Consider the following 16881-nt stretch of genomic DNA (forward strand, 5'->3'; position numbering starts at 1 on the left):
GGAGGAAGCTGATGTTTCGCGTCGTTGTGGCTATGATTGTTGCGTCCGCCGCGACCGCAGCCGGCCAGGTGCTGATCCGCCGCGGGATGCAGGACGTGGGGGCCCTGGAGGCGTACGCGCCCGCGGCTCTGATGTCGTACTTCGGGCAGGCTCTCGCCAACCCCTACGTGATCCTGGGCACGGTCTTGAACGGGATCTTCTACTTCCTGCTGATCGCCTCGCTCTCCTGGGCGGACGTGACCGTCGCCGTGCCGTTCACGGCCATGGAGTACGGGTTCGCCGCGGTGCTGGCGATCACGATCCTGCAGGAGGTCGTTCCGCCGATCCGCTGGGTGGGCATCGTGCTCGTGATCGTCGGCGTGCTGCTGATCACGATCAGCGGGGAGCCGACCTCCGCGCAGTCGTAGGGCCGCCATGCTGCCGATCAAACCGTTCTACTTCGACGTCACGGAAGCCGAGATCGCCGAGTTCCAGCAGGAGGCGGCCAAGATCCTGCGTTCCGGCACCCTGATCCTCGGCGATTACACGGCCCGGTTCGAGCGGGCCTTCGCCGAGTACGTCGGCACGAAGCACGCGATCGGGGTCAACACGGGCTCGACGGCGCTGGAGATCCTGCTGCGCCTGAAGAAGGTCGAGCAGAAGACGGTGCTGGTCCCGACCAACACGAACTTCGCCACCGTGGCCGCCGTCATCCGGGCCGGCGGGGAGGTCCGGTACCTCGACATGGAGAAGCAGACCTTCACCCCCAGCCTGGCCATGGTCCGTGAGGCGGTCGAGGGCCGGCGCGCGCGGAAGGGGCCGCCCGTCGCAGGGGTCATGTGGGTGCACATCGGCGGGGTGATCGCGCCGGACTTTCCGGAGGTCGTGACCTACTGCCGCCGCAAGGGACTCTTCGTCATGGAGGACGCGGCACACGCGCACGGGAGCCGGCTCAAGGGCGTCATGTCCGGCAACCTGGCGGACGCGGCCGCCTTCTCGTTCTTCCCCACCAAGGTCATGACGACCTTCGAGGGGGGCATGATCACGACGAACAGCGACGAGGAGGACTACCTGGCCCGGTCGTTCCGGAACCAGGGGAAGCGGGGGATGAACTACGGCGGCCTGCACCATGATTTCGGGAACTCGAGCCGGATCCTGGAGACGAGCGCGGTGCTGGGCCTGATCCAGCTCCGGAAGCTGCCGGAGATGATCCGGAAGCGCCAACGGGCCTACGACCTCATCACGAAGGAGCTGGACCGGGCCGGGCTCAGCTACGTCTCCACGAGGCACATGGACGCGGCGAGCCAGTACAAGCTGATCGTCCACGTCCCCGAGGGCCAGCAGACCGAGGCGCTGAAGAAGGCGCTGGCGGGGGACGGCGTGACGTGCGGCGGCGGGGTCTATGACCTCCCGTGCCACAAGCAGCCGGTGTTCGAAGGCATCTGCGCGGGCGAGGCCTATCCGGGCGCGGACCGCTGGTGCCCGAACCATCTCTGCCCGCCGCTGACCTCCGGCATGGCGGACGACGAGGCCCGGTACGTCGGCGAAATGCTGGTGAAGCACCTGTCCTGAGGAGGCCCATGGCCGACGGGGAGCGCATACGGGACTTCGCGGTCGTCGGGGGCGGGATCGCCGGGCTGGCGATCGCGGAAATGCTCCAGCGGTCGGGGGCCTCGGTCATCCTGCTCGAGAAGAACCGGACCCTCTGCTCCGAGGCCTCGGCCGAGCAGCAGGGCTGGTTCCACACCGGCGCCCTTTACACGGCGCTTCCGAGCAACTTTTTCTGCCGCACGATGGTCGGGAACCTGGACGACCTCATGGACTACTACAGCGGGTTCCCCGGCATGAACCTGCGGGTGGACAAGCACATCTACACGACCGACCGGGACGGCTGGTTCTCCAACCGCACCAACTTCTACGTCTACACGAGCACCGACGGCGTGAGCTGGAAGTGGAAGCTGCCCTGGGCCGTGGCCCTGTACCGGGCCAAGCGCCGTATGTCCTGGTTCGAGACCCTGGACACGTCGCGGAGCCTGAGCCACCAGATGGGCTTCGGAGCCAAGCCCCTCAAGTACGTCGTGCACGGCTCGACCCTGGGGGTCAACCTGGAGCACGTGGCCTTCGCGCTCAAGTCCCGCGACCGGGCGATGAACACGCAAAGGATCGCCGAGGACCTCCTGCGGTCCTTCCTGGCCTGCGGGGGGACGGTCAGGACCCAGGCCAAGGTGCTCAGCCTGGACAGGGGGGCGGTGCTCGCCAAGCTGGAGTCGGGCGAGATGCGCATCCCGGCCCGCCATACGATCCTCGCGACCGGCAAGGACACGACGGCCTTCGACGGCACCACGAAGGTCTTCATCAGCCCGCTCTTGGTCGTCTATCCCGCGCTCACCGACCTCAACTTCGTGCGGATGTCTCCCCACATGGACCAGACGATCAACCATCTCTGCCACCGGAACGACGGGCTGGAATACTCGCTGATCGGGAACGCGGTCTATCACGATTCGCGGCAGGTGGGCCCCGAGGTCCTCGATCGGGTGCGGGCCGGCATGGTGCGCATGGCCCGCAGGGTGTTCGGCGACTTCGACGAGAAGGGCGCCGACCTCTTCTTCGGCTACAAAACCGAAGTCTCGTCATCGTCCTTCATCCGGAACTACCTCTACCACATCATCGACCGGGGGCATTACACGCTCGCGCTCCCGGGCAAGTTCTCCCTCTGCTTCAGCCTGGCCGCGAACGTCTGCCGGCACTTCGGGATCGAACCGGTGAAGGCAATCAGGCTGGCCGAGCCGCAAGCCGTCGAAGGGCTGATCGAGGAGCCCCTGCACTCCAGGCTCGCGAAGCGCCTCGCCGAAAAGAGCCGGAACCCGTCCTGATCCATCTTTTCCCCTCGCTTCAGTCTCGGGGTCAAGGGATAAGGTGAGAGGGCTTCCTGGCTTGACCATGGCGCAGCCTCGGTCTATAAAGAGTCTGGCATATGGCAAAGAGGAGTGCAGCCTTCCGCAACGACGATGTGAGAGAAATGCCCTCCTACGGGATCATGGAGGCTGCCCATTACCTGATTATTCCGCCTACCACCATCCGCTGCTGGGTCTCCGGTCGGTATTACCCCAGCAAGGCGGGCGGACAATTCTCCAGCCCGGTCATTCGCCTGCCTGATCCGGGAACGAACCTGCTGTCCTTCATGAACCTGGTCGAAGTCCACGTCCTCGACGCGATTCGTCGGAAGCACAACATCCCTCTCGAAAAGGTCAGGATCGCGGTCCGCTATCTGTCAAAGGAATTTCCTTCCAGACATCCTCTGGCCGATCAGGAGTTCGAAACTGATGGGCTGGATCTCTTTGTCAAGAAATTCAGCCAGTTGATCAACGTCTCGCAAGCCGGACAGCTCGCGGTGCGCGAGGTGCTCCAGGCCCATTTGCAGCGGATCGAAAGAGACCAGGCCGGTATCCCGGTGAAACTCTATCCATTCACCAGGAAGCGAGATCCCCAGGAGTTGAAGGAAGAGCCCAAGGCCGTCGTAATCGATCCACGTGTTTCCTTCGGCCGACCCGTGCTCGCGGGCACGGGCATCCCGACCGCCGTGATCGCAGAACGCTACAAGGCGGGCGAATCCGTGGACGATTTAGTGGACGATTATGGACGCCGGCGGCTCGAAATCGAAGAAGCCATCAGGTGCGAACTCCACCTCGAAGCCGCCTGATCCCCCGTCTTTTTCCTCGATCGGTCACTTGGAAAAAAGCGGATCGCCACCGCCCTCCGCCAAGCCGGCGCCACCGTCCAGGTCCATGACGACCACTTCTCTCCCGATGCGAAGGACGAGGACTGGTTGTCACAGGTTGGACAAAAGGGATGGAGCGTTCTTACCAAAGACCAGCGCATCAGGTATCGTCATCTGGAGCGCACGGCCTTGATGAAAGCGAAGGTAGCGGCTTTTATCTTGACCTCCGGTGATCTTCAGGGTGAGGAAATGGCCCAAATCTTCGTGAAGGCGCTTCCGGCCATCACACGATTCCTGAAGAAACACGAGAGACCCTTCATCGCCGGAATCACCAGGAGCGGCTCGGTGCGGATGCTTTTTCGGTAGGACCGGGCCTGGTCGGTCCGCCTAAGCCTCAAGGTTTCAATTCCCCTCGAAATGCCCGAGGAGGAGGCGCCGGAAGAGGTCATTGAGACTTCGGCGACTGGCGGTCGTTGCCTTGCGGGCTCGCGAATTTGCCGAGGAAAGCCAATGCTCGGCTATCGGCGCGGGCGGATCTGGAGGAAGTCCTGGTGATTCGAGAAGCGGTAGCGGCCGTCGCCGGTGGCGAAGCGGGTCCGCACGTAGGCCTCCACGTCGGCGCGCAGGGGCGGGTGAGCGAGCGGAGCCAGGTTCAGCATGAACTCGGCGATCCAGTAGGCCGCATCGAGATCCCGCGTCTCGACGTGAGCCTCGTCCAGGTCGAGCCGGACGTCGTATCGGCTTCCGTGCTTCCGGCGGAAGGCCTCGCCCAGCCCGGCTAGGTCGTACCGTTGTCCGCCGAACCGCTCCAGCATCGCCATGCAGTCCGTGTCCCGGTTCTGAAGGACCAGGACGACCGTCCCGTCGGGAGAGAGCCAGGAGGCCAGCCGCTCCAGGCTCGCAAGCCACTGGCTCCGGTCGACGTAATAGAAGGTGTGCGAGCAGAGAACCAGGTCGCCCGGCTCAAGCGGCGTCGCGGTCTGGATGGGCTGGTTGAGGACCACGGCCTCGGGCAGCCGCTGCCGAAGCTGCTCGCAGAAGAGGGGATTGGGCTCGACCGCGATGGTCCGCCGGAAGGAGCCGGCGAGCCAGGCGGTCACCTCGCCGCTGCCGGCCCCGGCGTCGACGAAAACGTTCCGGGACGGGAGTCGGTCCAGGAGTCCCTGGAGCCACCGCCGCGCGTTCCTCTTCTGGTCGGTGTGGTCGAGAAAGACCTGGAAGGCGCGCCGGTACTCGTCACCCTGAGAGTCGAAAATCCGGATCGGCTCGCCGCTCACCGTGTGCCAGGCCTCCCGCCCCCTCGTCCCCTCAGAACCGGTACTCCGCTCCCACCCAGAGGTTGCTGTCGTTCACGCCGCGGGAGCCGACGCTGGAGGTCCTCATGGAGCGCTGGAATCCGGCCGTCAGGGTGACGGATTCGGTCAGCGCCTGCTTGAGTTCCGCCTCCCCCTGATAGATGTTTTCCGCGGTCCCGCGCCGGTCGTCGCCGGCCAGGGCGCTCGTGAAGTCGTTCCGCTCGTAGTCGAATCCGAGGAACAGGGAGGCTCGGCTCGTCAGGCGGAACCCCAGGCCGACGGCGACGTAATGGTTGACGTAGGAGACGTCGTCGCTGAATTGAGGCTGGTTGCGTCCGTCGGCCAGCCCCCGCTCGTAGTGGTAGCCGAGCGTCAGATCGATGCGCGGCGTGATCGCCCATTCCACGTGCGGCCCGATCGTCCAGAAGCGGGTGTTCCGCTGGGCGAAGGCCTCGTTGTAGAGCCGCAAGCCGTAGCGGCTGAGGAGCCTGATGGTCACGGCCTGGGATGGCCGTTGCTCCAGGTGGGCGCTCCAGATGTGGCTGGTGACCTGCTCGTCGGTCGGCTGCCTCGTCCCGCTGCGCCGCTCCGCGTTCCGGGCCAGGAAAAGGTGGGGCGCGTAGTAATAATCCAGGCGCAGCAGGCTGCTCCAGGGAAGGTCCTGCTCGAGCTCGACGCGGAGCGTGCCGTGGTTGAAGACGGGATTCTGCGCGAAGACGAACCCCTGACCCTTCGCGGACAGCTCGGTCTTTCCCCCGCCGGACGTAAACGCGCGCTTGAGCTCGGCCGCCGGCTCGAAGACCATGTCCGACCCCTGGCCGGTCACGTCCACCACGGGCTGCGTGGGGTCTTCCATCAAAGCCAGGCGGCGCGAGGCGGAGAAGAGGGAGACGTCGCTCGCATAGAACAGGTTGCTCTCGGCCTCGAGGGCCCACTGGGCCGGCGCCGGGACCGCCGTCGCCAAGACGCACGCGGCGGCGAGAAGCGCTCGGCGCGCAAGATCCATCCCCGATATGACGTGAGCGGGCCGGGCCGGTCAGAAGAACCAGTGCCAGATGGACATGAGCCAGCGCTTGATCATGGCCAGGAAGCCCGTTTCCTCCTGGGCCGGCGCCGGCTCCGGCGCCGCGGGGCCCTTCGGCGCGGCCTGCGCCTCCTGGGGCTTGGATTGCACAGCCCCCTCCTTCGCGGGAGGCGCGGCGCCGGCGACCTGGGGCGGGCCAGACGGGCCGGGGCTTGGCGCGCCGGCTTTCGACGGGGGGGCAGCCGGGCGGGGGGCCAGCGGCGCCGCCGGCGGGCCGGCCGGCCGCTGCTGCGCCTTCAGCTCCTTCTGGAGGCGGACCACCGTGGCCTCGAGCGAAGCGTTGCGGCGCTTCACGTCGTCGTACTCTTTGCGCAGGCCCCGCTGCTGGGCCGTCAATTCCTTGACCCGTTGGTCCAGATCGCGGGCGCGCGCGTCGGCGCTGTCCTGCTCCTTCCCCATGCTGTCCTTGAGCCGCTGGACCTCGGACTTGGCGAGCTCCGCGTCGGAGGAGAGCTTGCTCGTCTGAGCCTGGAGGGTTTTGAGTTCCTGGTCGAGCGCCTTGGTCTGGGCCTGCTCCCGCTCGAGATCCGACCTGGCGGCCTCCGAATTCGCGACCGCAGCCTGATACTTGGATTGGGACACCATGCATCCGCCGAACGCCATCACCGCCACGGCGGTCGCGGACAGAGCCAACGCTTTCCTCATCGTTCTCCTCCCTCGCTTTCGTCCCTGCTGCCGGCTTCTCCGTAGCCGCCGGCTGCTTAGAAACAGCCCGCCAGAGGACCGAGCTGGTCGCACGCGTAGCCGTGGGGTGGGGACGCACGGGAAGCGGCCGGCTTCCGGAACCGGAGGGTGGCCAGGGTCTGCCAGCCGATTCCCGTCAGGACCCCATCGGTGAAGATGTACGGGGTGAAGTCGTCGTTGGGCGGCAGGCCGTTGGAATCGGGGGCCTCGTCCAAGTGGCGGGCCGAGCGGAAATAATGGATCTCGACCAGGCTCTCCCGCCCCGAATCCGTGACCGTCGTGAAGGCCACGGGCGGCTTGATCTCGTTGCTTTCCAGCTCGAACTGGGTCGGCTGTAGGAGATCGAGCACCTGGTCCCGCGCGTCGCCGAGCGCGACCTTGGCCGACGCCGCCTTGTAGCGTGCGATCGCCTCGTCAATGCGGGCAGTGGTGTATTCTTGCGACCACCGCTCCATCACGCAGCCGGTGAGCGCGCATCCCGCGATCGCCGGGATGAGCCACGCGATTCGGCCAGCGAGGCTCATCGCCGGCCCTCTGTTCGGTCATCCAGGTCCATCGCACCGATCCATTACGCAGAACACTGGTGCGAAGGCTAGCCCTTCCCTTGCATGAGTGTCAAGGAGGATGGCGATTTCGTGACACCGGCCCGCAGCCGTCGGTCAGGGTTGGACAACCTTGGTCCGCTCCGGCTCCTGCCCCACCACCGGCGCTCCCATGAAGGCCAGGGCGGACAACGCCCCACCGAAAAGCCCTCCGGCCAGGCTGATCCCGACCATGATCCAGTCAACTCGTCGTGCCGTGCGTCGTGCCTCCGTTCAGTGCGGGGCGTGACGAAGGAGCCTCCGGAGCGGCCCTGGGAAAGGCTCCGGGGGCTCCAGCGTCTACCAGGCGAAAGGAGCGGAGCCGCCCGATGGACGGTTCAGGACCTTTCGGCTAGAATCCTCACGCTGCGGTGGATAGCGGGCGCCTCGCGGTGCCGAATGTGCCGGAGATGATGTCCGGGTCGAGTCGCTTCGTCTCCTTCCTGCTGGTCGCGGTCCAGTTCCTCTGCGTCGCCGCCATCCTCCTGACCGGGCCGCTCGTGCCCGCGAGCCTGCCCGGGCTCGGTCTGGCGGGGCTCGGCCTGGCCCTCGGCCTGTGGGCGATCCTCACGATGCCGCGCCGGTCCCTCCACGTGCTCCCCGACGTCCGCGACGGGGCGACGCTCGTCACGCAGGGGCCCTACCGGTACGTCCGCCATCCCATGTATACGGCGCTCTTGGGAGTGACCCTGGTCCTGGTCCTCGAGCAGGCGACGGGCCTCAGGCTGACGTTCTGGCTGGTCCTGCTCGCCGACCTGATCGCGAAGCTCCTCCGCGAGGAACGTTTCCTCATCGAACGCTTCGGCGAGTACCGGGAGTATCGGGCCCGAACGTTCCGCCTCGTGCCGTTCGTATTCTGACCCTCTTCCGATGGACTGGCGGGGCCGCTTGAGCTAGAATCGCCGCGATGTCCGATCCCGCCAGCCTTGCCGCATCGCCGGCCCCCGCGCAGGACGAGAACCACCGGGTCGTCAAGGCCGCCGGGCTGATCGGCGCCGCCACCTTCTCCAGCCGGATCCTCGGCTTCGTCCGGGACATGGTCCTGGCCCGCCTGTTCGGCGCCACGCCGGCCGCCGACGCCTTCTTCGTGGCCTACCGCATCCCGAACCTGCTGCGCGAGCTGTTCGCCGAGGGCTCGATGTCCTCGGCCTTCGTGCCGGTCTTCACCGAGTACCAGACGTTGCGGGCCAAGCGGGACGCCTGGGAGCTGGCGAGCGCGGTCTTCACCACCCTGCTCTCGATCCTCACGGCGGTCACGCTGCTCGGCATCCTGGCGGCGCCGGCCATCGTCTGGCTGCTGGCGCCCGGCTTCCACGAGGACCCGGTCCGGCTGGCCACGACCACGCTGCTGACCAGGATCATGTTCCCTTATCTCTTGTTCATCAGCCTGGCCGCGCTCGCGATGGGGATCCTGAACTCGGTCCGGGCCTTCGCGGCGCCGGCCTTCTCGCCGGTCCTCTTCAACGTCTGCATCATCGCGTTCGCCCTGTTCGCGTCGCCGGCGCTGGCCGAGCCGATCCTGGGCGTCGCCGTCGGCGTGGTGGTCGGCGGGGCGGCGCAGTTCGCCATGCAGGTGCCGGGGCTCCGGCGCCGCGGGCTCCTGTTCGGCTGGCGCTTCCAGCCGGGGCACCCCGGCGTCAAGCGGATCGGCGCCCTCCTGGTCCCGTCGCTCGCCGGCATGTCGGTGACGCAGGTCAACATCACGGTCAGCACGATCCTGGCCTCCTTCTTCGCGGGCGCGCCCACCTACCTGTTCTACGGGATGCGGCTGATCCAGTTTCCCCTGGGCATCTTCGGGGTGGCCCTGGGCACGGCCATCCTGCCGACCCTCTCGGCGCAGGCGGCCCGGGGCGCGGTGGATGAGTTGCGCGGCACGCTCGCCTTCGGACTCCGGATGATCCTGTTCATCATCCTGCCGGCGATGGCCGGGCTGATCCTGCTGCGCACGCCGATCGTGCACCTGTTCTTCGAGCACGGGACCTTCGCCGCCGCCGACACCGCGGCGACCGCCGCGGCCCTGCTCTGCTACGCGGTCGGGCTCTGGGCCTTCGCCGGCGTGCGGATCATCGTCGCGGCCTTCTACTCGATGCAGGACACGAGGACGCCCGCCCTGGCGGCGGCGGCGGCGGTCCTGGCGAACCTCGCCCTGTCGTTGCTGTTGATGGGCTGGCTGCGCCACGCCGGGCTCGCGTTGGCCACCGCGCTGGCGGCGATGGTGAATGGCGCGATCCTGGTGGCGGTGCTGAACCGCCGGCTCGGCGGCCTCGACTGGCGCTCCGTCCGGCGGTCGGCGGGCCGGGACTTGGTTGCGCTCCTGCCGCTCGTGCTCGCCTGCGTTTGGGTGGGCGGCGCGGCCGTCTGGACCCGCCAGGGGGAGTGGCTGGCCAAGACGGTCATGCTGGGCGTGGGCGTCGGGCTGAGCGTGACCGGCTACTTGGGCGTCCATGCCCTGCTCCGGTCGGAGGAACTGGATGTGTTGTGGGGGATCATCAAACGGAGGATCGGGCGCGAGGCGCGAGGCACGGGGCGAGGGGCATGATTCGGAGAAGCATCATGAAGACAGGTGGCAAGAAGAAAGCGGTGACTGCATCAGCAACGGGAGGCTTCCGCGCGGATCTCCCACTTGCCTCGCGCCCCATGCCACGAGCCTGGGCGGTCTTCAAGACCGCCTGGGGCTGGATGGGGCTGGCCGCCTCGCCGCGTGGGATCGCGGCGATCGTCCTCCCCCACCCCACGAAGTGCGCCGCGCTGACGGTGCTGAGCCGGTTGGAGGCGAGGCGCAAGGGGGCGAGTGAGAACCCCTCACGTCTGACGTCTCACGTCTCACGAGTGACCGAGTCCCGGTTGCGCCGGGCCAGGGCCCAGATGGTCAGCTTCCTGGCCGGCCGCCGACAGACGTTGGCCTTCCCGGTGGACTTCACGGGCGGGACTCCGTTCCAGACGCGGGTGTGGCGGACGATCCGGGCCGTCCCTTACGGACAGGTCCGCTCGTACAAATGGGTGGCGACCCGCGTGGGCGGGGCACGCTATGCGCGGGCGGTCGGGCTGGCTCTGGGGGCCAATCCCGTTCCGCTGATCGTCCCCTGTCACCGGGTGATCGCAGCGGACGGATCACTCGGCGGCTTCTCCGGCGGCCTGCCGATCAAGCGCCGCCTGCTAGCTCTGGAGGGCACGCTGCCCAGAACGGGGAGGAGTGGATAGTGGTGGGTGGTCAGGGGACGGTGTCAGGTCATCCATAAGAGACGCTTGTCTCTTCACCGACCACTGTCCACTGACCCCCCTGACCATTGCTGGTATGAGGGCGGTGATTCAGCGCGTCACGCGCGCGTCGGTGGAGGCGGAGGGGCGGGTCGTCGGGCGGATCGGGGCCGGCCTCCTCGTGCTCCTGGGCGTGGCGAAGGGAGACGGGGAGGGGGACGCCGAGTACCTGGTTGAAAAACTGGCGACCCTGCGCATCTTCGGGGATCGAGAGGGGAAGATGAACCTGGCGCTCGGGGAGGTGGGCGGAGCCCTGTTGCTCGTCTCCCAGTTCACGCTGCTGGGGGACACGGAAAAGGGCCGCCGGCCGGGATTCGACCGGGCGGCCCCCCCGGGGGAGGCGCGCCGGCTCTACGAGCTGGTGGTGGACCGGCTCAAAGCCCGCGGCGTCCGCGTGGAGACCGGCCTGTTCGGCGCGCACATGAAGGTCTCGCTGGAGAACGACGGGCCGGTCACGTTCATCCTGGACAGTCAGGAGAAAAGGCCGCGGGGGCCGGCCCCTGTCCCTGATGGTTAAGCTCCGTCCAGGGGGAGCCGATAAGGACCATGGGGAAGCCGCGCGGGCCGTTCTGCTTGACAGGATGCCGGCGCCGATGCTACTCCCCGCTCCATACGAGATCTCTCGGCATTGTCATCCGGTGGGAGGGCTGGCATACTGAAGATTGACGGCTGAAGGGGAGCGTCAGGAGGAGACATGGAGAGTCGGATACCTGAGCACCACCCGTTGCGCCGCCTGTTCGGGGCCTTGACCCAAAAGAGCTTCACCGAGACGCTGGGCTGGCCCGACCTGAACGTGGCCGAGTACGTGTCCAACCTCCTCGTCGAATTCACCCACAGCGACCAGCTCTACCGCGTCCGCAATCGGCGGGGGGAACGGGTGGACACGGTGGCGGACCTGCTCTTCGAATCGGAAGTCCTGCTGGAAGCCCGCTCGCTCGAGCAGGAGCGGGACGTGCATCGGCACATCGGCGACTTCACCCTCTTCATGGCGGGCCTCTTCCCCGAATATCTGAAGCGGCTGAAGAGCGCCGGGCTCATCTACCACAAGGACTTCCTCGTGGATTACGTGAAGACCGGCAAGCGGTCCTACGGGATCGTGGCGCGCCTCGACGACGGAGACTGGCGCGACGACTCGCCCCTGTTTCGGAAGCTCTCCGAGAACTTCGAGCTGTGCGTGACCGGGCTCGGCTTCGTCCGTAACGACCTCGACCGGATGCAGCACGCGACCTACCGCAAAGCCAAGGATATCCTTCTCAATTAGCCCGCTCGTTCATGCGCGTTTCTCGTGAAGCGTGAAGCGTATCTCGTGAAATCCATCACGAAATACGGGCGACGAGCGACGAGTCACGCGGCGAGCCGACGCAAATGATGCGGGCTCGCCGTCGCCAGCCGGTCCTCCTCGTCCACGCCGGCGCCGGTGCTCGGGCCATGACGGAGCGCCAGCGGGCCTGCCTGGCCGAGGCGCTGGAGGCCGGCTATGACCTGCTGCGCGGCGGCGGGCCGGCGATTGCGGCCGTGGAAGCGGCCATCCGGGCGATGGAAGCGTCCGGTGCCTTCAACGCCGGCGTCGGCTCCCGCGCCCAGTTGGACGGGATTCGCCGGATGGACGCCTCGATCATGGAGGGGCGGGACCTGCAGGCCGGAGCGGTGGCCGGCCTCGAAGGGATTCGCCATCCGATCACCGCCGCCCGCCTCGTGATGGAGAAGACCGCACACGTCCTGCTGGCCGGTCCGCAGGCGACCCGGTTCGCCCGATACTTCGAGCTGGAACCTCTCGCCTCGTTCCCCGGCCCTCGCGCCCCCACGAAGCAGCCCCGTGGGGAGGTCCCAGCGATGCTCCGGCTGTATCGGGCCATGGCGCGGCGTCGGCGGGTCGGGCTGGAGACGGTGGGCGCCGTCGCCCTGGACCGGACGGGCAGCCTGGCAGCCGGCGCCTCGACCGGCGGCATCGCGGTGATGCTGCCCGGCCGGGTCGGGGATACGCCCCTGATCGGCTGCGGGGTCTATGCGGACGACCTGGCCGGCGCCGTCTCCATGACCGGGGTGGGGGAGGGCATCATCCGTCTGGCCGTGGCCAAGGAGATCGCGGACCGGCTCGCGGCCGGGGCCGCCCCCGGCGCAGCCGCCCGGTCCGTCCTCGCCCGGTTGGCGGCGCGCCTCCGAGGAGAGGCCGGCGCACTGGTTCTGGCGAGAGACGGCCGGTTCGCCATCCGCCATACGTCGCCGCGCATGGCGGCCGGCTGGTGGACCGGCCGCGGCAAACCGGTCATCAAAGACAAGTTTGAACGATGAACGCGGAACGCCGAGCGACCGTTGCAGAGATGAGCAGAGGAAGGTAAAGTGAGCTGGTCTTCAGTTCATCGCTCAGCATTGATCGTTCAGCATTGTGAGGGATTATGGGCCGCGTGCTGTTCCACCTCGCTTTTCCGGTGAGCGACCTCCAGGAGGCCAAGCGGTTCTACGTGGACGGGCTGGGGTGCGCGATGGGACGTGAAGCGCCCTTCTCCCTGATCCTCGACCTGCGCGGCAACCAGATCGTGGCCCAGCTCACGGACCAGCCGCCGGAGCCGCAGAGGGGGATCTACCCCCGCCACTTCGGCCTCGTGTTCACCTCGAAGGAAGACTGGCAGGCCCTGGTGGACCGGGCCAAGGCCAAGGGCCTGCGCTTCTACCAACAGCCCCGCCTCCGGTTCCCCGGCACCAGGCTGGAGCACGACACGTTCTTCCTCGAAGACCCCTTCCACAACCTGCTGGAGTTCAAGCACTACACGCACGAGTCCGCCATCTTCGGCGAGCGGGAGGATGCGCGGGTGGGGGATCGAACTGGAGCCCCGGAGCGGCGCTAGCGTGCCGGTGGATCGCGCCGTCTGCTCAGTTGGGGAGCTTTCTCCATCCGGGCCAGGATTTGCCGCTGGCGCTCGGCGAGATAGGGCGTGAGGCGGATCGGGTCGTAGCGCCGGGGGGAGGGGAGAATGGCCGCCAGCAGGGCGGCTTCCTCGCGGGACAGGTCCTGGGCGGCCTTGCCGAAGTGGTGGCGCGCCGCCGCCTCGGCCCCGTAGACCCCGTCGCCCCACTCCACCACGTTCAGGTAGAGCTCCAGGATCCGTTGCTTGCCGAGGTGCTGCTCCAGCGACCAGGTGAGCAGCGCCTCGCGGACTTTCCGGAGCAGGGTCTTCTCCGGGGACAGGTACAGGTTCTTGGCGAGCTGCTGCGTGATCGTGCTGCCGCCCCGCTGGAGCTTGCCGGCCTCCACGTTGCGCGCGGCCGCCTCCCTGATCCCCTTCCAGTCGAAGCCTCCGTGCTCGTAGAACGAATCGTCCTCGGCCAGGACGACCGCCTGCCGCAGGTACGGGGAGATGCGCGGGAGCGGAACCCAGGTCCACCGGGGCGGCCGGGCCGTGGCCGCCGTCCGGGCCTGGATCAGCGCCGTCGTGCGGGGGTTGCTCTTCGCGAGCTGGGCCACGTCCGGGAACGTCGCCGACCAGTAAAGGGCCAGCCCGGCCAGGCCCACCCACAGCAGCAGGATCAGGCCGCGGGCGAGGCGGGCCGGTGTCAGTCGCGGGTTTGACATGGAGATGGCGCGATGAGTATGAAGAAGGCGCGAGGCGCGAGGCAAGAGGGGGAAGCGTCTGCGTGAAAGCATGAAGATCCTCACCGCCGAATTCGTGCGCAGTTGCCTGAAGCCGGAGCAGTTCCCCCGGGAGCCCCTGCGCGAGGTGGCGCTGGTGGGCCGCTCGAACGTGGGGAAGTCCTCGCTGCTCAATTCCCTCCTCCACCGTCGGGGGCTTGCGAAGGTCAGCCGCACGCCCGGCAAAACCCGGGCGGTCAATTTCTTCCTCGTGACCACGGACGATCCGCAGGTCCGGCGGTTCTATCTGGTGGACCTGCCCGGCTACGGCTATGCGAAGGCTCCCAAGTCGGTCCGCATCTCCTGGGGCCCGCTCATCGAGCGGTATCTCGCCGACCGGCCGCAATTGCGCGGCGTCTTCCAGCTCGTGGACGCGCGGCGGATCGAACCGCAGGACCGGGACACGTTCCAGTGGCTCCTGGGGACAGCGGGGACGCCGGTGCTGGTGGCGACCAAGGTGGACAAGCTCTCCCGCACCCAGCGGTCCACCAGCCTGGCGGCGATGCGCGAGATCTTCGGCGCGGCGGCCCGGCTCGGACCGATTCCCTACTCCTCGATCACGCATGAGGGCCGGGAGGAACTCTGGGCGGCGATCCGGACGATGCTGGTTGCATCGTCCGGCGAGAGGCTCGAGGCGAGGGGCGAGCGGTAGGGCAATCAAGCCGGGCGTCGTTGGCCCCCGCGCGCCTCGCTGCCGTCTTTTAGAATTTCACTTCGATGTACGCCCTGTTCTTGAGGTCGGCCAACCAGACCTGGTACATGTCCTCGCTCTTCTGGCTGTAGACGAGCCCGTGGATCTCGGTCTTGACCTCGGCGAAGGGGCGGAACTGCGGCGGGGTCTTCTCCTCCAGGCGGATGATGTGGAAGCCCTGGGGCGTCTCGATCGGCTCGCTGAATTCCCCTCCCTGCAGGGTCGCCAGGGCCCGCTCGATCTGTGGGAGGAGCTCGCCCTGCCGGACGAGGCCGAGGCTGCCGCCCCTGGTGGCCTCCGGGCCGTCTGACCGGCGGAGGGCCAGGTCGGCGAAGTCGGCCCCCCGCTTCAACTCCTCGTGGATCTCGGCGGCGCGCGCCCGCGCCTGGGCCCGTTCGTCGGGGGACCGCTGGAGGATCAGGATCTGGCTGATCCGGTACTCCTCGGGGAGCAGGAAACGGCTCTGGTGCTGAATGTAGTACCGCCGTAACTCGGTGTCGGAAATCATGATGCCGCCGCGTATTTCACGATCCACGACCTTCATCAACATCAACTGCTCGCGCAGGGCCCGCATGGCCGCTTCGTCGGACTCGTTGAACTTCTCCCCTTGACGCTTCAAGTCTTTGATGGTGCCCTTGATTTCCTCGTCCGTGACGTCCACCCCTTTGGCCCTGGCGAACTGCACCTGGAGCCTCTGCTCGATCATGCGCGTGAGCGCCGCGAACTCCGCCTGCCGCAGGCGCCGTTCCAACTCGGTCCCTCGGAATTTCGCGCGGAGCTTCTTCTCCGTTTCCTGGGTTTCCGCCTTAAGCTCCGAGAGCGTGATGACCTCGGTGTTCACGACGGCCACGATGCGATCCGTGAGGTGGGCGGCCTGGGCCGGCGGGAGGGCGGAAACGAGCGAGGGCAGGAAGAGCAAGCCGACGGCCCACAAGCGGCGCAGGGTCCCGGAACGGCGACGGCGGTGGACAGCGTGTGAACGGAACATGGAACGATCACGCCGGGGCGCAGGACCGCTGCGTCCGTTTCGGCGAGGGCCTTACGGAGTCGGAGTGGCGGGAGGACGGCCGGTGTCTTCCGTCACGAGCCTGGAGGCATCCGCCATCCGGATGGTCGCCGACGCCCTGAGCTTCGACAGATATTCCTCGAAGCGCTGGCGCTGCTTCTCCACGTAGAGTTCTTGTTTCAGCCGTTCGCGCGCGGCCCGGGTGGCGACCGAATCAGAGGTTTCCCGGCTGATCACTTTGACGAGATGGAATCCCGCCTCGGTCTCCACCGGCTCGCTGACCATCCCCGGTTTCAGCACCAGGAGGACGGCTTCGAGCCGTGGCGCCAACGCGCCCCGGTGGTACAGGCCGAGGTCGCCGCCCCGCGGCTTCGTGGCAGAGTCGATCGAGTGGCGCTGGGCCAGCTTGGCGAAGTCCGCCCCCTGGTCCAGTTGCCGCTTCAAGTCCCCGGCTTGGGCCTCGCTGGACACCAGGATGTGGGCCGCGCGGATCTGCTCGGCTTCCAGCAGCTCGCCCGAATGGCTCGCATAGTAGGCCTCCAGATCCTCAGGGGACAGGTCCACCCTGGCCCGGACCGTCTGCTTGATCAGCTCCTCGAGCGCCAGTTGCTCCTTGAACCGTTCGAGCCGCTCGCGGGCGGCAGGAGCCTGGTCCAGCCCGAGCTTGCGGGCTTCCTGCAGGAGCAGCTCCTGCGCGATCAGGTCGTCCAGGAATTTCCGCTTGCCCCCGTGGTTCTGGTATCGGGCCTGCGCGGACGGAGGCAGCTCCGACCAGCGGAAGTCGAACTCGCTTTGCGTAATGGGCTTCCCGTTGACGATGACCAGGACCGACGAGTCCTCCGGCTCGGGACGGCAGCCGGCGAGCCCCCCGCCCAGGGCCACCGTCAGGCAGACCGCTCCCGCGGTCAGGCGGCACCATCCGCCGGCTCGCAGCCCCCGCCTTTTACCCACGGTCTC

The 16881-nt window shown here is 67.5% G+C and carries 19 protein-coding genes and 1 pseudogene; 13 read left to right on the forward strand and 7 right to left on the reverse strand.

Annotated features, from left to right (window positions below; genetic code table 11):
• Nucleotides 1-11 precede the first annotated feature (11 nt).
• The 5 genes and pseudogenes from AB1411_10095 to AB1411_10115 all read left to right on the forward strand — a co-directional run bounded on the left by AB1411_10095 (nucleotide 12) and on the right by AB1411_10115 (nucleotide 4063).
• A complete protein-coding gene (locus AB1411_10095; protein MEW6543947.1) occupies nucleotides 12-407 on the forward strand; it encodes an EamA family transporter in 396 nt (131 codons plus the stop codon).
• Between the two features lie 7 nt (nucleotides 408-414).
• Entirely contained in the window at nucleotides 415-1551 is a 1137-nt protein-coding gene (locus AB1411_10100; GenBank protein ID MEW6543948.1) for a DegT/DnrJ/EryC1/StrS family aminotransferase, read from the forward strand.
• 8 nt (nucleotides 1552-1559) lie between these two features.
• A complete protein-coding gene (locus tag AB1411_10105) occupies nucleotides 1560-2852 on the forward strand; it encodes an FAD-dependent oxidoreductase (GenBank protein MEW6543949.1) in 1293 nt (430 codons plus the stop codon).
• 101 nt (nucleotides 2853-2953) lie between these two features.
• Nucleotides 2954-3679, forward strand: coding sequence for a DUF433 domain-containing protein (locus AB1411_10110; protein ID MEW6543950.1), 726 nt, complete (start codon nucleotides 2954-2956; stop codon nucleotides 3677-3679).
• A 15-nt stretch (nucleotides 3680-3694) separates the two neighbouring features.
• A pseudogene (locus AB1411_10115) lies at nucleotides 3695-4063 on the forward strand (hypothetical protein).
• 152 nt (nucleotides 4064-4215) lie between these two features.
• Here the strand turns inward: AB1411_10115 and AB1411_10120 are convergent.
• The 4 genes from AB1411_10120 to AB1411_10135 form a co-directional block, all read right to left on the reverse strand.
• Nucleotides 4216-4974, reverse strand: coding sequence for a class I SAM-dependent methyltransferase (locus AB1411_10120; protein ID MEW6543951.1), 759 nt, complete (start codon nucleotides 4972-4974; stop codon nucleotides 4216-4218).
• A 31-nt stretch (nucleotides 4975-5005) separates the two neighbouring features.
• Entirely contained in the window at nucleotides 5006-5956 is a 951-nt protein-coding gene (locus AB1411_10125; GenBank protein MEW6543952.1) for a hypothetical protein, read from the reverse strand.
• A 72-nt stretch (nucleotides 5957-6028) separates the two neighbouring features.
• Nucleotides 6029-6721 (reverse strand): hypothetical protein, encoded by a 693-nt coding sequence (locus tag AB1411_10130; GenBank protein MEW6543953.1) that lies wholly within the window; start codon nucleotides 6719-6721, stop codon nucleotides 6029-6031.
• A gap of 56 nt (nucleotides 6722-6777) precedes the next feature.
• On the reverse strand, nucleotides 6778-7284 hold the full coding sequence (locus AB1411_10135) for a hypothetical protein (GenBank protein ID MEW6543954.1): 507 nt from the start codon (nucleotides 7282-7284) through the stop codon (nucleotides 6778-6780).
• 470 nt (nucleotides 7285-7754) lie between these two features.
• Between AB1411_10135 and AB1411_10140 the strand changes: the two genes are divergently transcribed.
• The 7 genes from AB1411_10140 to AB1411_10170 all read left to right on the forward strand — a co-directional run bounded on the left by AB1411_10140 (nucleotide 7755) and on the right by AB1411_10170 (nucleotide 13445).
• Entirely contained in the window at nucleotides 7755-8201 is a 447-nt protein-coding gene (locus tag AB1411_10140; GenBank protein MEW6543955.1) for an isoprenylcysteine carboxylmethyltransferase family protein, read from the forward strand.
• 47 nt (nucleotides 8202-8248) lie between these two features.
• Complete coding sequence (gene murJ / locus AB1411_10145; GenBank protein ID MEW6543956.1) at nucleotides 8249-9880, forward strand: murein biosynthesis integral membrane protein MurJ; 1632 nt, start codon at nucleotides 8249-8251, stop codon at nucleotides 9878-9880.
• 98 nt (nucleotides 9881-9978) lie between these two features.
• Entirely contained in the window at nucleotides 9979-10542 is a 564-nt protein-coding gene (locus AB1411_10150; GenBank protein ID MEW6543957.1) for a methylated-DNA--[protein]-cysteine S-methyltransferase, read from the forward strand.
• A 94-nt stretch (nucleotides 10543-10636) separates the two neighbouring features.
• Nucleotides 10637-11116: a D-aminoacyl-tRNA deacylase gene (dtd, locus tag AB1411_10155; GenBank protein ID MEW6543958.1), complete on the forward strand. Its 480-nt coding sequence runs from the start codon at nucleotides 10637-10639 to the stop codon at nucleotides 11114-11116.
• Between the two features lie 177 nt (nucleotides 11117-11293).
• Nucleotides 11294-11860 (forward strand): hypothetical protein, encoded by a 567-nt coding sequence (locus AB1411_10160; protein MEW6543959.1) that lies wholly within the window; start codon nucleotides 11294-11296, stop codon nucleotides 11858-11860.
• 104 nt (nucleotides 11861-11964) lie between these two features.
• Entirely contained in the window at nucleotides 11965-12891 is a 927-nt protein-coding gene (locus AB1411_10165) for an isoaspartyl peptidase/L-asparaginase family protein (protein MEW6543960.1), read from the forward strand.
• Between the two features lie 104 nt (nucleotides 12892-12995).
• On the forward strand, nucleotides 12996-13445 hold the full coding sequence (locus tag AB1411_10170; GenBank protein MEW6543961.1) for a VOC family protein: 450 nt from the start codon (nucleotides 12996-12998) through the stop codon (nucleotides 13443-13445).
• Here the strand turns inward: AB1411_10170 and mtgA are convergent.
• A complete protein-coding gene (gene mtgA / locus AB1411_10175; GenBank protein ID MEW6543962.1) occupies nucleotides 13442-14170 on the reverse strand; it encodes a monofunctional biosynthetic peptidoglycan transglycosylase in 729 nt (242 codons plus the stop codon). The two genes, AB1411_10170 and mtgA, sit on opposite strands and share 4 nt — an antisense overlap.
• Before the next feature lie 70 nt (nucleotides 14171-14240).
• On the opposite strand from mtgA, the gene yihA reads away from it, so the two are divergent.
• Complete coding sequence (yihA, locus tag AB1411_10180; protein ID MEW6543963.1) at nucleotides 14241-14879, forward strand: ribosome biogenesis GTP-binding protein YihA/YsxC; 639 nt, start codon at nucleotides 14241-14243, stop codon at nucleotides 14877-14879.
• 49 nt (nucleotides 14880-14928) lie between these two features.
• Here the strand turns inward: yihA and AB1411_10185 are convergent, their stop codons facing one another.
• Both AB1411_10185 and AB1411_10190 read right to left on the reverse strand, forming a co-directional pair.
• A complete protein-coding gene (locus tag AB1411_10185; GenBank protein MEW6543964.1) occupies nucleotides 14929-15906 on the reverse strand; it encodes a peptidylprolyl isomerase in 978 nt (325 codons plus the stop codon).
• Between the two features lie 51 nt (nucleotides 15907-15957).
• Nucleotides 15958-16875, reverse strand: a complete 918-nt coding sequence (locus AB1411_10190; GenBank protein MEW6543965.1) for a peptidylprolyl isomerase — start codon at nucleotides 16873-16875, stop codon at nucleotides 15958-15960.
• Nucleotides 16876-16881 lie beyond the last annotated feature (6 nt).

It is taken from the genome of Nitrospirota bacterium (genome assembly GCA_040757595.1).
GTDB lineage: Bacteria > Nitrospirota > Nitrospiria > Nitrospirales > Nitrospiraceae > JBFLWP01.

Excerpts from the sequence above, each read along its gene's own strand:
- AB1411_10095 (MEW6543947.1), top strand. The coding sequence starts at position 12 with ATGTTTCGCGTCGTTGTGGCTATGATTGTTGCGTCCGCCGCGACCGCA.
- AB1411_10100 (MEW6543948.1), top strand. The coding sequence starts at position 415 with ATGCTGCCGATCAAACCGTTCTACTTCGACGTCACGGAAGCCGAGATC.
- AB1411_10105 (MEW6543949.1), top strand. The coding sequence starts at position 1,560 with ATGGCCGACGGGGAGCGCATACGGGACTTCGCGGTCGTCGGGGGCGGG.
- AB1411_10110 (MEW6543950.1), top strand. The coding sequence starts at position 2,954 with ATGGCAAAGAGGAGTGCAGCCTTCCGCAACGACGATGTGAGAGAAATG.
- AB1411_10130 (MEW6543953.1), bottom strand. The coding sequence starts at position 6,721 with ATGAGGAAAGCGTTGGCTCTGTCCGCGACCGCCGTGGCGGTGATGGCG.
- AB1411_10135 (MEW6543954.1), bottom strand. The coding sequence starts at position 7,284 with ATGAGCCTCGCTGGCCGAATCGCGTGGCTCATCCCGGCGATCGCGGGA.
- AB1411_10140 (MEW6543955.1), top strand. The coding sequence starts at position 7,755 with ATGTCCGGGTCGAGTCGCTTCGTCTCCTTCCTGCTGGTCGCGGTCCAG.
- murJ (MEW6543956.1), top strand. The coding sequence starts at position 8,249 with ATGTCCGATCCCGCCAGCCTTGCCGCATCGCCGGCCCCCGCGCAGGAC.
- AB1411_10150 (MEW6543957.1), top strand. The coding sequence starts at position 9,979 with ATGCCACGAGCCTGGGCGGTCTTCAAGACCGCCTGGGGCTGGATGGGG.
- dtd (MEW6543958.1), top strand. The coding sequence starts at position 10,637 with ATGAGGGCGGTGATTCAGCGCGTCACGCGCGCGTCGGTGGAGGCGGAG.
- AB1411_10160 (MEW6543959.1), top strand. The coding sequence starts at position 11,294 with ATGGAGAGTCGGATACCTGAGCACCACCCGTTGCGCCGCCTGTTCGGG.
- AB1411_10165 (MEW6543960.1), top strand. The coding sequence starts at position 11,965 with ATGATGCGGGCTCGCCGTCGCCAGCCGGTCCTCCTCGTCCACGCCGGC.
- AB1411_10170 (MEW6543961.1), top strand. The coding sequence starts at position 12,996 with ATGGGCCGCGTGCTGTTCCACCTCGCTTTTCCGGTGAGCGACCTCCAG.
- mtgA (MEW6543962.1), bottom strand. The coding sequence starts at position 14,170 with ATGTCAAACCCGCGACTGACACCGGCCCGCCTCGCCCGCGGCCTGATC.
- yihA (MEW6543963.1), top strand. The coding sequence starts at position 14,241 with ATGAAGATCCTCACCGCCGAATTCGTGCGCAGTTGCCTGAAGCCGGAG.
- AB1411_10185 (MEW6543964.1), bottom strand. The coding sequence starts at position 15,906 with ATGTTCCGTTCACACGCTGTCCACCGCCGTCGCCGTTCCGGGACCCTG.